Source organism: Deltaproteobacteria bacterium (assembly GCA_016874735.1).
Taxonomy (GTDB): domain Bacteria; phylum Bdellovibrionota_B; class Oligoflexia; order Oligoflexales; family CAIYRB01; genus CAIYRB01.
The window spans coordinates 1-14,849 of sequence record VGTI01000008.1 but is presented as its reverse complement, the minus strand read 5'-3'; the positions used below and the strand labels follow the sequence as shown (position 1 = coordinate 14,849).

12 protein-coding genes are annotated in these 14,849 nt (G+C 52.9%); 7 read left to right on the top strand and 5 right to left on the bottom strand.

Going from position 1 to position 14,849, the window contains the following annotated elements:
- Window positions 1–106 precede the first annotated feature (106 nt).
- From FJ146_06415 to FJ146_06400, 4 genes are read left to right on the top strand one after another with little or no spacing between them, the layout of a single operon-like run.
- Window positions 107–1,216 carry a hypothetical protein gene (locus FJ146_06415; protein ID MBM4251586.1) on the top strand — a complete coding sequence of 370 codons (1,110 nt, stop codon included), beginning with the start codon at window positions 107–109 and terminating at the stop codon, window positions 1,214–1,216.
- Between the two features lie 39 nt (window positions 1,217–1,255).
- Entirely contained in the window at window positions 1,256–2,110 is an 855-nt protein-coding gene (locus FJ146_06410; GenBank protein MBM4251585.1) for a hypothetical protein, read from the top strand.
- Complete coding sequence (locus FJ146_06405; GenBank protein ID MBM4251584.1) at window positions 2,107–2,970, top strand: hypothetical protein; 864 nt, start codon at window positions 2,107–2,109, stop codon at window positions 2,968–2,970. Before FJ146_06410 ends, FJ146_06405 begins: the two co-directional genes overlap by 4 nt.
- Window positions 2,971–2,972: 2 nt before the next feature.
- Window positions 2,973–4,343: a hypothetical protein gene (locus FJ146_06400; GenBank protein ID MBM4251583.1), complete on the top strand. Its 1,371-nt coding sequence runs from the start codon at window positions 2,973–2,975 to the stop codon at window positions 4,341–4,343.
- On the opposite strand, the gene FJ146_06395 is transcribed toward FJ146_06400, so the two are convergent.
- The 3 genes from FJ146_06395 to FJ146_06385 are packed head-to-tail and all read right to left on the bottom strand — an operon-like array spanning window position 4,334 to window position 7,277.
- Window positions 4,334–5,416 carry an ArsA family ATPase gene (locus FJ146_06395; GenBank protein ID MBM4251582.1) on the bottom strand — a complete coding sequence of 361 codons (1,083 nt, stop codon included), beginning with the start codon at window positions 5,414–5,416 and terminating at the stop codon, window positions 4,334–4,336. The genes FJ146_06400 and FJ146_06395 overlap by 10 nt on opposite strands.
- Complete coding sequence (locus FJ146_06390) at window positions 5,413–6,345, bottom strand: ArsA family ATPase (GenBank protein ID MBM4251581.1); 933 nt, start codon at window positions 6,343–6,345, stop codon at window positions 5,413–5,415. The genes FJ146_06395 and FJ146_06390 overlap by 4 nt, the downstream gene beginning before the upstream one ends.
- Before the next feature lie 41 nt (window positions 6,346–6,386).
- Window positions 6,387–7,277, bottom strand: a complete 891-nt coding sequence (locus FJ146_06385) for a hypothetical protein (protein MBM4251580.1) — start codon at window positions 7,275–7,277, stop codon at window positions 6,387–6,389.
- 309 nt (window positions 7,278–7,586) lie between these two features.
- Here FJ146_06385 and FJ146_06380 point away from each other — a divergent pair, with 309 nt between their 5' ends.
- Together FJ146_06380 and FJ146_06375 are read left to right on the top strand one after the other, a co-directional pair.
- The gene (locus FJ146_06380; GenBank protein MBM4251579.1) at window positions 7,587–8,879 is read left to right on the top strand and encodes a hypothetical protein; all 1,293 of its coding nucleotides are present in this window, start codon (window positions 7,587–7,589) and stop codon (window positions 8,877–8,879) included.
- A 277-nt stretch (window positions 8,880–9,156) separates the two neighbouring features.
- The gene (locus FJ146_06375) at window positions 9,157–10,509 is read left to right on the top strand and encodes a hypothetical protein (protein MBM4251578.1); all 1,353 of its coding nucleotides are present in this window, start codon (window positions 9,157–9,159) and stop codon (window positions 10,507–10,509) included.
- A 35-nt stretch (window positions 10,510–10,544) separates the two neighbouring features.
- On the opposite strand, the gene ade is transcribed toward FJ146_06375, so the two are convergent.
- Window positions 10,545–12,335 carry an adenine deaminase gene (gene ade, locus FJ146_06370; protein MBM4251577.1) on the bottom strand — a complete coding sequence of 597 codons (1,791 nt, stop codon included), beginning with the start codon at window positions 12,333–12,335 and terminating at the stop codon, window positions 10,545–10,547.
- Between the two features lie 131 nt (window positions 12,336–12,466).
- Here ade and FJ146_06365 point away from each other — a divergent pair, with 131 nt between their 5' ends.
- Window positions 12,467–13,210 carry an alpha/beta fold hydrolase gene (locus FJ146_06365; GenBank protein MBM4251576.1) on the top strand — a complete coding sequence of 248 codons (744 nt, stop codon included), beginning with the start codon at window positions 12,467–12,469 and terminating at the stop codon, window positions 13,208–13,210.
- A gap of 13 nt (window positions 13,211–13,223) precedes the next feature.
- On the opposite strand, the gene lepA is transcribed toward FJ146_06365, so the two are convergent.
- Window positions 13,224–14,849: elongation factor 4 (gene lepA, locus FJ146_06360; protein MBM4251575.1), on the bottom strand; the 1,626-nt coding region annotated here is incomplete at its 5' end.

Below are 14,849 nucleotides of genomic sequence, written 5' to 3'. Positions count from 1 at the left end.
TCTACACTCTCCAAAATAAACTAAAGATTTTTAGTCGATATACCGATACGGGTATGACAGCGAGTAACCAGGAAGGTTTTCTCATAGTCAAGATCAAGAGGTCCCCGTGGTGTTTAGAGAACGACTACAAAAAGACTTGAGAGCGTTTGGCCTGTGCGCCTTGGTAGCTATCGCTAGTGGTTGTAGTAACCAAGAGGAGCAGGTCGGAATCACCAAAAAACGTAGTGGTGGTGTCGACCCACAGGGAGCGGCGTCGCTTGATGCGCGTAAAGCTCCCGAGGTTCAGGAAACGCCTAAGCTTGCTATTCCCGACCTGAAGGGACTGCTGAAGGCGAAGTACGCTGTGAACGTTCATCTTAAAGGTAGAAACGGTCCGCTCGGACTGCTTAACCTCCTCGACCTGAAACCGTGCTCGGGTGAAATCCAAATCGACGTCAACCCATCGATGCAAGCGCTTGAGACTGGCGACATTAGCCAGCTGCTCGTCATTAGCGCGGCCAACCCTATAGACTGTCCTGTCATTCAGAGCAAAATCGACATTGCCAAAGTTCTTGGTGGGCTATTTGCGTCACCAACGAACCAAAAGGGCCTACCGATTGCTAAGGACGGGGACGTTTTGGCTCTCAAGTCACTTCTCGGCGTGACCTACGAACCAGCAAGGCCGCTATTCCCCTCGCTGCTAGCCGGTAAAAAAGAGGATCTAGCCAAGCTTTCGGTGACAAGGCAGGTTACGGCAACGAGTGAAAAAGGGACCCACTCTGGGACCTGCTCGTTAACCATGGAAAATTTCGATGCAGCTTACACGCCACCGGGAATGAGTTTCACCTTCCCGAAGACCATGCAGTTTACCAACAGGATGAGTGGGTTTACGGGGCTAGATCCGCTCAAGGGTCTCCTATTCGAACAGCTTGGGTTCCGCCTAAGCGTCGCTCCGATTGCACTTGCCCAAATCACTGTGGGTGGCCAAGCCGACAAGCTCCTACCCATCGTTGCTACCGTGCCGGAACAGGCATTGGACGGTATTTTAAAGTCTGCTCTACCCCTACTCAAGGGGGTTGTCGCAAGTGATGGCATCGACAATCAATTAGTTATGAGTATCGCAAAGGATATCACCGTAACGATCACGATCGATCTGAAAGAACAAGAAGGTTTGGACCGCGTTAACACCACTCCAGATAAAGGTGAGACGTTTACCAGTGCCGTAGTTACTAAGTGAATCTTTGATCTGAGATTTTTCTACCTAGAGAATTGAGCGATGAACCGAGGAAAGATTAAAAAAATTGCTCTGACGCTAACCGTGGTCTTAACCGTTGGTTGTGGTGCCCCACTTAAGCGTGCCGGAGACGTTTCCTCTCTCTTTAGTAAAGCACCTGCGTCGATTGAGAATATCGCCGAATCCATATGCGCGGCGCTAGGCGAGCGTGATGTGGCTCCCACCACTAAGGATATGCCTCAGGAGCTAGTAGGCTGCAGCGAAGCTGGTCTCAAAGCCTCGGATCTCACTAAAGTAAAATCTTTCTCTTTCACCAATTTAGCTAGTGGTGAGTCTGCACAAGATCAGAAAAACTCCGACACCTTCAAGAAGTCTATCCGCACTCAAATTTGGCTGAATCGTAAAATCCCAGAACTACTTCCGGTAGCCACTCAGTTATTGAAAAGTGTGGACTTTGACGCGGAAGAGATTCAGCTACCCGAGAGCGCAATCAAGGATCTCAGTGGGTTGGTGCAGCCAAAGATCAAGTTTCTTGAGAAACTCAAGTTTAATTTTGATGAACTTAGCTTCAGCACCAAACTAAATGTCGTGACCACAGGCGCCGTAGCTGTCGATATTGATGTGTTAGTTGATGGTAAGGTCTTCAACAACGGTATCGCTGTAACGATCTCCACAGGTAAGCCTGAGCCAGCTTTCGAAAAGTCGTTTATCAAATCGTTTGATGTAGTCTTTCTTGCCATACCTTATGCCAATGACATTTATCTCGACATGGCAGTCAATATGAACATCTACAATATCGGTGTGTCGAGCGTGATCGACTCCCAGGTTAATTCTCTGTTTGGAACGGCTCTCAAAACCATGATGGACACCATCACCCAGACGGAGCGAAAATCATGAGGCTAAGTACAGTTACAGCTGTGTTTATGCTCGCGCTCACAATGGTCGGCTGCTATAGCGGTGACGAAGCAATCGTGCAAGGTCGCGGCAACCTACAGCAAAAAGGACCGACCCTTGGCGCGTCTGGCGATGCACAACTTGCAGACGCAGCAAAAAAGGTCGCAACTGCCACCTATTTTGTCGAGATTGAGACCGCCTCTGGTGCCCGTCCCTGTGAGGGCACGGTCACCCTCGATATCATGGCGAATTTCAATATCGCTCTGCCAGGATCCAAAGTGAACTGCGCGTCGCTATCCATAGATCTTGAAAAACTTTTAGGAGCACAGCTAAAGGGTGGCGCCTCGGCCATCGATCTGAAAAGCTTTCAAAGTGATGGCTTGATATTCTCAGCTAGTGAAATTCTTGGCGCCAAGTTTGATCCACCACGCCCCATGCTGGTGGGGCCTCTGATTCAGGATCCGAGCAAGTTTGCTAACTTATATAGGCATGTAGACAGTAAAGTCACAGTAGCGAAACCCGAGTCTGGACCACCGCTTGAGGCTACGGGATCCTTTGACGTGAAAGTGATCGAAGTTGGTGGCAAGTATAGCAACAAATTCCTCAAACAGCCGTTTGACCAAGTGTTGCACTGGACTCTGGATACCAGCGGGTTTCAGGGTGTGCCAGCTAAGTACGGCATGCTTTTTAAGAAGGCGGAATGGTACTGGAATGTCCGTCCCATCATGGTGCCGAAAATTATTATTACCTTGGAAGGCATCAGCGGTATGATAGAGAGCAAAGCCGTTGATGATCTGAGTGATTTGGTCGGTGAATTAAAAGTCATCGTGACGGTCAAAGATTACGATTTTAGCGGGGGATGACGGTGCCTGTCAGGAATCAGCAAGGCGCACGTGATAAAGCTGATGCTGATGCTGGTGATCAGGTGTTCAATCTCAGGCTACGTACCTTGTTTGCTTCTAAATTCATGAGTCTTGGTATCTTAGCCACCATCATCGGTGCACCTGCCACCCAGGCAACTCCCCTGCTTGGTGATTTTGGTGCCGCCATCAACAACACCGAGGCAGTGGTTGATAACCCAGCCAATGCGGGATTTCTCCCGTACAGTAGCGTCGCTTTAACTGGAGAAACCTTCAAGATTGAGAGCGTGGGTGCGCGGTACCCAGGACTTGATCCTATCTCCGTCAATAACAGCGGGGTCGCGATACCCCTGACTAGACCTGGCGCGATCGTAAAAGTGACGCCGCGCTTCGGTATCGGAGCGATAGTGGTACCACCCCTGCCCATACAGTTTGACGTGACAAAAAAACGGCTACCCATAGTGCTGCTTAATTCAAAATTTCAAGTCGACGCTAAGATCGGAGCAGAGCTGCTGGGATACGGGAGTTTTAGCATGGGCTACCGTATCGCTGACAAGTTTGGTATTGGCATTGGCGGCGAATATGGCGCCGCAAAATTCACCGCCAAGATTACAGAATCCTCGACCTCTTCAGAATTAGCTTCAGTCACTGGAAACGGAGCATTAGGCAGTTTGACCATAGGTAGTAGGCTTGACCTTATCGGTGGCCGCGTGGCTATCGGTGTGGCCGTAACAGCCTTACAGCTCCTCAAGGCCGATGTCGATCTTAAGTCGCCCTTGGTAGATACCAGTGGGGAGGCCGGAAATTTAGTTAAAGACGCGACCCAAGGCCTGAACAGTCAGCAGACTTTTAGTGGGGGGTTAGCGGGAATAAAGATCAATGTGACGCGGCGTTTAGTCATGATGGGCGAATTACGCTATACGCGCTCCGATCCGACGCAGGAGACCATTTCGCTCGTGACGTTCAAAAAGCAGCCAAAAGACGTCCAGGATACCGTAGCCGTGCGCACTGGTGGGATCATCAAGGTGAATCCTAGGCTCAATCTTCTTGGTGGGTTTCGCTGGGAGCCTAGTGCTGTGGGTGCAGGCACCACCGGCGCTAAGGCTAAAGGTGGCTACGGTAGTTTGGAGTTTTTGCCAGCAGCGGCGGGAATCATGCCGCTCAGTCCGTTCTACATGGTAGCCGGCGGTCTGCAGTTGGGACTCGTGCCAGGTGGGCGTCAGTCTGGCAGCAATAATCCGCCATGGCGTGTGGTTGTTGAGGGCGGATTCACCCTGACCGAGTCATCAGTCGGTATCGACGAAACCGGCGAGCTCCCAGGCGCCTATTACTACCGAAAGCTAGCGGGGATCGGTGGCATTCGTGTTTATTTTTGATCCGCCGTTGTTGGCATCGGCACTATGGCCGTTGCGAGCTCCATAAGGCCGGCCAAATCCCCTGGGTCATGCTCCCTTTCATGGAGTTGCCAAACACTTGGTGCCAAGGTTTGTAGTTGCTGCATGATAGATTTTTGGCCGTCGGCTTTGCGTTTGAGATAGCCAAGACTGCCTACGTGTTCATGAGACTCTAAGTCTGAGGCCACACCGATTGGTAAACATCTATTGATGAGTAGTGCACACGGCTTATAGCTCATCTTCACAAGTTGGGACGCCAGGTTTGTTATAGACCGCATCGCCGAGGGGGTGGGGACGCTGACCAGAATGAATCCCGTATCTGGCCTTTTGAGTAGCTCGACGGTCTTTTCGCCCGATTTGTGCAGTCCCTCGATGACATCCTGCATGAGGACTAGGAACTCAGCAAATTGCTTGAGGGGTTCGAATCCTGAGACGCGCGCAACGCCGCCCATGAGGCGCTCGCTGGCCGAGAATAATTTTCCAATACCAAGCCGACTAGCCAGAGTGAATGGCTTAATTAGCCAATTCATCACATGCGTATCCATGAAGCTACCGAGCATGTTAGGGCGAGCGAGGAAATCGAGTGCGTGGGTGTCCGGTGGCGTGTCTAGCACTACCAAGTCAAATTGCGGATCTCTAGCTAGGTCCATCAATTTGGCCAAGGCCATGTATTCAAGTGGTCCCCCAAGATTCGTTGATGCCGACTGATAGACAGTATTAGCTTTTATTTTTGCGGCTAATTGCGGACTCGGAGTATGACGATCAACGACCTGATCGAATACCGCCTTTTGATCCAACATTGCTGCATGCACCGTACCTGCACCCTGAAAATCCGCCGTCATCTGCAACGGAGCCAGCTCATTACTTAGGGGGATGCCAAGGGCCGTCGCTAGCCTTTTCGCTGGATCGATACTGAGGAGGGCCACTCTTTTGCCCCGAGTGGCCGCTGCGAGAGCCACGATGATGGACGAGGTCGTCTTACCGACGCCTCCCGCTCCCAATAGCACTAATACACGGTGACTATCTATCACGGTCGCTAAGTCTTGCATGATCAAGCCCTGTCCCCAGATGATCGGGTTGGATTGGCTGCCGTCAATAATTGACGCCCAAATCCGGGCGCTATGGGCTCGCGAATAAAGCCGACGTCAGGCAGGGACCAAATAGGTAAGGTCGCTAGGTCTGGCGATGCGACTAAGCCTTGGTGCAGCATAGCCGTTGCTTCCGCCGCAGCGGCATGGATTCGATGCGCGTACTCACTTGCCGGTGACGACTTCGCGACCTCAGTTGGGGGTACCAACGTTTTATTGAGAAAGACGCCGGCCAGGGTTACAGGTGCTCTCGCGTGTAGTTTCGGCAGAAAATCCAAACACTCGCTGACCACTAATTCTTCTGGCACGGTGACCACGACATTGCAGCATTTAGATTTGTCGCTGAGGAACTCTTTGACGCGCACAGTTTCTTTGACCATGGGTCCCCCTAACCCCATGTTAATAACTGAGTCCGGTGTCGTCATGAGATTGAGGAAGTGGCCCGATGCTGGCCCGTCGAAAATCACAAGATCGTGCTTAGGCCTCAGCTCACATTCAAAGAGTAGCCGTCCGAGTAGCATCACATCAGCCCAGCCGGGCACGGCATTAATCAGGCTCTTGACGACACGATTACTGAATACGGTGTCGTAAAGCCGACGCTGGCCCAAATGCTCGACGATATAATCGCGAAAATTAGCGACAGAATCGATATTGAGCACGTCCAGCCCCGACTGTACCGTCACAACCTTGTCGTAGGTGGAGGGTAAACCAAAGAGCGGACAGATTTGATCAAGAGCGGCGTTTTGGATGATGAGGACACGGCGCCCGGACTCAGCCACCATTTGGCCGAGGGCGGTGGCAATCAGAGATTTGCCGATACCGCCCTTGCCGGTGATGATCACTAATTTCTTCGCTAGGAGAGCGGAGTAATCATGAGAAGCTAAGGTATTATCCAAGAGGCTAACCCTCCATAGTGCCTCGGATCGATCCCTATAGCTTAATCGTCATCCTCGTCTTCGTCATCCTCGTCTTCATCATCATCATCATGCTTGGTTTTTTTTCCCGCAGGAACACGCCCATCGGCGATTTTTTCTTCTAGGAATTTAATGACCAACTGCCCATCCGCGCTGGCACCCCATGTGCGATCTTTGGGCGGCATGGTACCGCGCTGGATATCGGAAAGTACACCGCGACCGTGTCGCATAAGTTGCTCCTCGGTATCAAGCGCCAAACCGCCCTTGTGCTTACCCCCTTGATGACAGGCGCCGCAGGCTGAGGCAATGATCGGAGCTACAGCCTCGTAACTTGTGATGCCAGGTCTAGGTTGTGGCACTGGCTTAGGCTCTGGTGTTGGCTTAGGCTCTGGTGTTGGCTTAGGCTCTGGTGTTGACGGTGCTGGCGCCGGGGCTGGACGGTCGTCACTACCGTCCATGATGCAATTATTGGTGTCAAAACCGACCCGCCACGCTTGGCGCAGCGCGTGCGACAATTGGATCATGTGACTACATTTGACGCGATTGGCATGAATGTCGATATAACCGAGACGTGTCGTCAGGCCAAATAATGCAGAAAAATCTTCGATCTGATTGCGGGAGAGATCGATGACCAAAGCCTCGGTAAAGATCTCAAGCCCGTTAACGGATTTGATTCCCATATTAAAGCAAGGAATCTCCTTCACGTCGGCGACCGTTTCATACTGTTCCTGAGCGGCATAGGTCTTAATGCACGAGTCGAGCGCCGCATCGGGTAGCTGAAGGTCTGCAACTTTTGTGTCCAGCCCTACAACAGCTGCGGCATGGGCTGGGGAGCCAAGGTTTAAAGCTGCAGTGATGATCAAGCCGCCTAAGGCCACAAGTCTACCGTAGGCAGTGGGGGTTTTTAGCCTCATGGTGCACCTCAAAAGAGCCAAATATTGAACGATTGTTAGTGAAACAGAAGGCGACTGTAGCTGCGGTGAAATTGATTCTCAAGTTCAATTTGAGCGTCAACAAAGTTTGCAGTCATTGGGCAATGAAAAGTTCCTAGGCAGCGCAAACGCTCGGCGAGGTTGTTGGGGTAGTAGATTTTTACCCTTTGATTTCATGGTTTTATGTTTTTTAGACGCAGTCCGTCTCAATGGCATCGAATTTGTATGTCTAGAAAGATGGGTGTTGGAGTCATTAATTGCCCGATCAGGGCCTACAATGGAGTGTGGACAATGTCGGTTTTCGCGAGGTGGTTGCTTCCTGCATTACTATTGGCTAGCTGCTCGCCGACACAAGTTCTCCCAACTACCGGTAACTACGGTGGTGCCGAAGACGAGGGAGCTCGTGGAGCTAAAAAGTCTAAATCTAAAACCGGTGCTGACCAAGCTGCGGATCAGCAAGGCCCTGCTAGCACAGTCTCACTCGGGGCTGTGACGCCTCCTTCGGCGGCCGAACAGCTGATTGCGCAGGATGCTGCCGCTAACGGTGGGGCAAACATCATTTATGCAACGATCGGTCATCTGTCTCCAGATGGACAGCAAAATGAGAAACTGGCTACCGTCCGCGAAGGGATGGTTAAAGTCCTCAACAGCGTGTCGAGTCGTCCTGAGATCGTCAACCTGAAGGCTATCGATGCGGGGCAAACCGTATACCGTATAGACATGGCTGCCTATAACCAATCTGGTGCCATCAGTCGTCTTAAATCTGCCGATCAAGCTAGTAGTAACGTTTCAACGGTCGGCAGTGCAACTGTAGTCAAGGGTGATTGGCTCGTCTTTGCGCTGTCACGTCCTGAAGTTTATGATCCGATTATGAACCTTCCTCAACTAGGCCGCTTACTTGATGCGCGCCTCGGTGTGGATTGGAATCAGGCGAAATACATCAACGTCTCCAAATCCGAAGTAGCCTTTGCCGGCCGGGTGCTCGCACGAGTTCCGCTACAAATGGCTGGAAAGCCAGGTGGGTACTACTGGAGATCCTACGACTTCGTGCGTGAAGATATCCGCGACCGAGCCTTTAGAGATCCAAGCTCTGTGCGCGTGACCTCGGTTCCTGATTTTGTCGCTGGCGAATTCTTCTTCAGTCTACCAAACGGTCTCCAAGGTTACTTCCTCACTGGTTTCGGTGACCAACACCGCTACGATGTGCCAGCTGACCGCGCGGCAGGTGGTATTTCGCCGCCGGTTGCTAGTGATTATCGACGTCCCCAGGATGGTCTGAATCATTGTGTTGCTGGCAAGGCTCCTTGCGGCATCGTCATCAACGGCGAGTCCTGCATGACCTGCCATGCATCAGGTATCAACTTCCCGATTGAGTCCGCTGGGACCAACAATGCAACTATGGCGGAGATGACTGATCTCATTAACCAAGACCGTGCGCGATTTATCTCTGCGCTGAAAGAGATGGGTATTGATGAAGGCAAACCAGAGCCTATTCTCGGTTCTGTCAATATCTTCCGAGCTGACCGTGGCTACGCGGATAAGCGTAGGCAGGCCAGCGAAGTTTCGGGCCTTACCGGTAGATAGGTAGATAGGTAGATAGGTAGATAGGTAGATAGGTAGATAAGCTGCGATGATTCAGGGCGTTAACCGGCCTCCTAGGGGAGCTTGTTAACGCCCTTTCTCTGTATTGAAATCAAAAATAGTTTAATTTGAGCTACTTGAGGAAACGAAAAATTAAAATTATTTATCTAATAAATTCATATTATTAAAAAAATAATTCAATCTTTTCTGGGGCCCCGCCGAAACCCCTCCAGCTGGTTGTAGACGATCTACATGCCAGCCAATTATGGAGGAGACATCAATGATCGTTAGATCAAGGACGGGGGTGCTTGGCCGCCTCGGATTGCTGGCTAGCGCTGTCGGCATTGCTGCATGTAGCAGCGGTGCCGGCGGGATCAAGCCGCTAGCGGCGAGTTTTGGCGGCGCGGAGGTCGATGCCGACGACGACACCGGCGGTGGCCGTGGCGGTAAAAAGTCCCGCTTATCTGCGGACGCAGTGGACCGGAACTCGAACCTCGTCGATAACGGGGCAGGTGTAGGGCAGCCCACGGCGACGGTGCAGGACGCTTCGGCCATTGATCGGCTTATTGCCGATCACGCCGCCAAGAATCCGGGACGCAACGTCCTTTACGCGCGGATCGACCACTTGTCACACGACAAGTCGCAAACAGCGGAGCTCAATGTAGTACGCTATGGACTGACCAAAGTGCTCAATAGCGTATCGACGGCGCCGCAGATCGTGAAACTGAATGCGATCGATGATGCACAGACTGTGTTCCGTATAAACTTGGACGAATATGCGCAGCCGGGTGCGATCTCGCGGCTGAACACGGCCGCCTTTGCCCAGCAAAACATGCAGCAAATTGGTGGAGTCGCGGTTGCCAAAGGTGACTGGCTCGTCTACGCATTGTCGCGTCCGGAAGTGTACGATTACCTACTGCGCTTGCCGCAGCTAGGTCGTATGCTTGAGGCTACGCTGCGTGTGGACTACAACCAGGCCAAGTACGTCAACACCGACCGCTCCGACGTAACTTTTGAAGGGCGAGTCCTCATGCGTATGCCGCTAGAGATTGGCGGTAAACCAGGCGGGTACTACTGGCGGTCCTACGACTTTGGGCGCAAGGACGTGTTGCAACGTGGATTTGCTGATCCTAAGAGTCTGCGTAATACGGGAATCCCTGATTTAGTTGCCGGCGAGACGATCTACAGCCTACCCAACGGTATGCAGGCTTATTATCTGACTGGCTTCGGTGATCAGCATCGCTTTGACGTACCAGCAGGCGGTATCAGTGGTGGTACGCCAACGCTACCAGTTGCGACTGACATGCGTCGTCCTCAAGACGGGCTGCGCAATTGCGTGGGTGGTAAAGCACCGTGCGGTTATGTGATTAACGGCGAATCGTGCATGTCCTGCCACTCGGCGGGGGTGAATGCTCCGACTAATGCGGTTGGGACGCATGGCGCTTCGCTCGAGGAAATGAACGCTTATATCCGTCAGGATCGCGAACGCTTCACGAGTGCGCTGAGTGAAATGGGTTTCCCCGACGTGTCGGAAGAACCCATCCTATCTACCTGTCGCATCTTCCTTGCCGATCGCGCCGTTAGTGATAAACGCAATCAAGCGAGTGAAGTCCCTGGTCTCATTGGTCGTTAATCAGAATCTGATCAGCCTCAGTCGGTTGCCTAGCGCTACACCGTCAGGCTGACCAGCTTACTCTCCATCACCTTTACTAGGCCCTTATCAGTGATCTTTAGAGTTGGGATCACTGGTAAGGCCAGAAAGGAAAGCTGGAGAAATGGTTCGTGCAGCGTGCATCCCGCGTCCTTGGTCAAGGCCTTGAGTCGCTGAAGGATTGCCGTCACGGTATCGGGATCGGCATCGGTCATGAGGCCACCGATCGGCAGCGGCAGCGCCTCTTTGCGCCCATCCGCATGCACCACGACGATGCCTCCGTCGATGCGAATCAGCTCGTTCACCGCAGCGGCGATAAGCTCGTCACTGGATCCTATGGTGATGACGTTATGAGAGTCGTGATTGATACTCGTGGCTATAGCGCCAGACTTAAGGCCCATGCCTTTGGCAAAGCCGACGGCGCGACCGCCGCTACCATGGTGACGCTCGAGTACGGCAATCTTCAGGATGTCCTGACTCAAGTCTGGCTGAATAGAGCCACCTTTTACGGGGAGCTGACAGATGAGTTCATTAGTGAGGATCTGATGCGTGATGATCCCAATGACACGTGCATCCACGCACGACTGATTACTCGAGGCCGGTAGTCGAAAGTCAGCCGCGGTGACTGGAGCCAGGTTGAGATTGACACCGTCAAAGTGAGGCTTTTTTTGCCGTGAAATCGCTTGCAGATCGCTTTTAGTGACGGCCTCACCACTTTTAAAGACTTGGGTGATAGCTACACCATGACGCCAATCGGTTTGGCCCGATGCCATTCCTTTCGGGCTAACCAAAACAACATCGGCTTTATAACCCGGTGCCACCGCGCCGCGATCTTCAAGGCCGTAGGTTTTGGCCGTGGCGTAGCTGGCGGCACGGAAAATATCCTCTGGCTTGGCGCCGCGCGCCAGGGCCATGTCGATGATGCAGTTGATATGCCCACCCTCGGCGATATCAGCCGGATTGCGATCGTCACTGCAAAGACTTAATACGGGGGACGTGTAGGCGTTTAGTAGTGGCAGCAGAGCATGCGCATCCTTAGTGCACGATCCTTCGCGAATGAGGACATGGATGCCCTTGCTCATTTTCTCTTCGGCTTCATCCGCAGTCGTTGATTCATGACAGCTATGGATACCAGCGACACCGTAGGCGTTGAGATCTTTGCCGCGCAGTCCAGGGCAGTGGCCGTCACGTTTCTTAGCGCTAAAGTCGGACAGTTTAGTCATGATGTCACCCTCGCCACTGAGTAGGCCGGGGAAGTTCATCATTTCTGCTAGGCCTAGCACACGCGGATGATGACGGAAGAGGGCAATGTCGCCAGCCTCGAGCGAGGCACCGCTAGTCTCAAGGCCAGCCGCTGGCGATGTTGAAGGTACGCAGCTAGGCACCATCACGAAGACGTCAAGTAGCAAATCTTCGGAGGCCGCGAGGGCCCACTCGATGCCGGCCTTACCTTTGACGTTGGCAATCTCGTGGGGATCCCAGATGACCGCCGTGGTACCGCAGGGCAGTACCGCCTCCTCAAAGCGCGCCGGGGTCATGAGGCTGCTTTCGATATGTACGTGAGCATCGATGAAACCGGGCACTAAATACTTACCCGTACCGTCGATGACCGAATTGCCGTCGTAGTTCTCGCCGACGCCGATGATGACGCCGTCCTTCCAGGCGACATCACCGGTGCGAAATTTGCCGCTAAATACGTCCAGCCACTGCACGCCCCGGATGACCACATCAGCTGGCAACTCACCGCGGGCCGCTTTAATCAGGAGGCGCCTTTGGTCAATGGAGCTAAAGTCAGATTTTTTAAGCATGGCTAGTCTATCCCTCGTCTGTATCCGGCTTTAATTTGCGACCGGCTAGTCAAGGCACCGATCTGGTGCCAGAATACATTTGTTCCCAACTGTCCAACCATATAATCTCTCACCGGAGGGTGCCAAGTCCGATGAAAACGCTGCCCTTACTTCTGGCCCTTGCTCTCGGTGGAGAGGCTGAATTTACTCATGATAGCCTCCACAAGACTGGTAAATATCGTCTCGAACTCCCTGGCGACAAAGCAGCGTCTAAAGCTGGAGCTAGCAAAAGCGAGCCTTGGCTTCTTGTGTTTTTCCACGGAGCTGGTGGTGGGGGGAGCTACGACGCCTTTTTGCCCGAGCTGAAATCTGCTGCTACTGGCCGCAACGTAGCCGTCATGGCGGTCCAGGCACCCAATCACTCTAACTCTTGGGCGGATGCTTTTGATGGCCCGTCGCGGCGTCATGCCGCCTATATTGCCGATCTCCTGAAGCGCAAGGTTTACTCTGAGCACCGGCAGCTTTCGCCCAAGCGTACAGTATTTATCGGCATGTCGGCGGGGGCTACGTTTATTGGTGGCGATCTCCTACCTGATCACATCAAGGATTACCAAGGTGGCGCCATCCTGCTATGTGGCGGCGCTCCCCCAAGGTCGATGAGCGATGCCGCGGCCTTTCAGAAGTTAAGCGACGCGACAGCAAAGTCCTTCAAGATCTACTTCTCGATCAATGTCGGTGATTTTTTGGCTGAGCAGGCCTACGCCGGCTCCCAGTATTGGGAGTGGCGTGGGCTTAAGATGAAGATCAAAGATTTCCCCGGTAACGGCCACTGCGCGTTCGACATGAAAAAGGCGGTCGAGGAGGGGCTGGACTACATCGGGGTGCCTAAGGGCTAAATGTAACCGTCGTTTAGTCTTCGTCGATCTGCAGGATCGCCATAAAGGCGTCCTGTGGTATCTCCACCTTGCCTACGGATTTCATCCGCTTTTTGCCCTCTTTTTGCTTCTCGAGGAGCTTGCGCTTACGCGAAATATCGCCACCGTAGCACTTGGCTGTAACGTCTTTACGTAGTGCCGAAACGCTTTCGCGCGCCATGATTTTACTGCCTACGGCGGCCTGAAGAGCGATTTGGAACATTTGACGAGGCAAGATGTCCTTGAGCTTCTTACAGAGCGACCGTCCCCGCACAGGGGCTGTCGAACGGTGGACGATACATGAGAGTGCATCCACCGGCTCACCGTTGACGAGGATATCAAGCTTGACCAAATCACCAACGCGGTAGTCAGTCACCTCGTAATCCATCGAAGCATAGCCGCGCGAGATACTCTTGAGCTTGTCGTGGAAGTCGAAGATCATCTCGTTCATCGGTATTTCATAGGTGATCTTGACCCTCTTGGCCGAGAGATAGTCTAGACCTTTCTGGATACCGCGACGCTCGGTCAAAAGCTTGAGAAGACCACCGATGTACTCCTCCGGCGTGTGAATAGTCAGGAGTACGTAGGGCTCTTCGATGCGCTCAATCTTAGTCGGATCTGGCATCCGCGCCGGGTTTTCGATTTTGATTTCGGTGCCGTCCACGGTGAACACCTGATACACAACCGTCGGCGCCGTGAAGATCAGGTCGAGGTTATACTCACGCTCGAGTCGTTCCTGAATGATGTCCATGTGGAGCAGGCCGAGAAAACCCACGCGGAATCCCATCCCAAGGGCGATGGAACTCTCTACCTCAAAAGTCAGGGAGGCGTCATTAAGCTGTAGCTTTTCAAACGACTCGCGCAGCACTTGATAGTCACTCGAGTCGACGGGGAATATGCCACCAAACACCATTTGTTTGGCCTTCTGGAACCCAGCTAACGGTCCGGAGGCTGGTCGATCAGGATTCGTGATGGTGTCACCAACGCGGGTGTCGCCGACGCCCTTGATGGAGCCTGCCACAAAACCCACTTCACCAGCGACCAAGCCATCGACATCAACTTGACGTGGCGTGAGCTTACCGACTTTGAGCACCTCAAACGATTTGCCCGTCGACATAAACTGCATGTACTGCCCACGCTTAATCTCGCCAGCCATCACACGCACCAGGGAAACAGCACCTAAGTAGGGATCAAACCAGCTGTCGAAGATCAGCGCCTGCAGTGGCTCCGCCCGCTTAGGCTCAGGTGGTGGTATACGCTGTACAATGGCCTCGAGCACGTCTTGGATGCCGATGCGGGTCTTGGCGCTCGCCATGACAGCCTCACCGGCGTCGATCGCTAATTCTTCTTCGATTTCAGCCTTAACTTTATCGGGATCGGCACTCGGTAAATCGATTTTGTTGATCACCGGGATCAGCGTGAGGTTGGCCTGCATGGCTAGGGTGACGTTAGCGACGGTTTGCGCCTCTACGCCCTGACTGGCATCGACAACAACCAAGGCGCCCTCACATGCCGTCAGACTCCGTGACACCTCGTAGCTAAAGTCGACATGGCCGGGGGTATCGATGAGATTGAAGAGATAGGTGTGTCCGTCCTTGGCCTTGTAGTTCATCGAGCAGGT

What these genes read in the sequence shown, in the direction of transcription:
- FJ146_06410 (MBM4251585.1), top strand. Translation starts at nt 1,256, where the DNA reads ATGAACCGAGGAAAGATTAAAAAAATTGCTCTGACGCTAACCGTGGTC.
- FJ146_06405 (MBM4251584.1), top strand. Translation starts at nt 2,107, where the DNA reads ATGAGGCTAAGTACAGTTACAGCTGTGTTTATGCTCGCGCTCACAATG.
- FJ146_06385 (MBM4251580.1), bottom strand. Translation starts at nt 7,277, where the DNA reads ATGAGGCTAAAAACCCCCACTGCCTACGGTAGACTTGTGGCCTTAGGC.
- FJ146_06380 (MBM4251579.1), top strand. Translation starts at nt 7,587, where the DNA reads ATGTCGGTTTTCGCGAGGTGGTTGCTTCCTGCATTACTATTGGCTAGC.
- FJ146_06375 (MBM4251578.1), top strand. Translation starts at nt 9,157, where the DNA reads ATGATCGTTAGATCAAGGACGGGGGTGCTTGGCCGCCTCGGATTGCTG.
- ade (MBM4251577.1), bottom strand. Translation starts at nt 12,335, where the DNA reads ATGCTTAAAAAATCTGACTTTAGCTCCATTGACCAAAGGCGCCTCCTG.
- FJ146_06365 (MBM4251576.1), top strand. Translation starts at nt 12,467, where the DNA reads ATGAAAACGCTGCCCTTACTTCTGGCCCTTGCTCTCGGTGGAGAGGCT.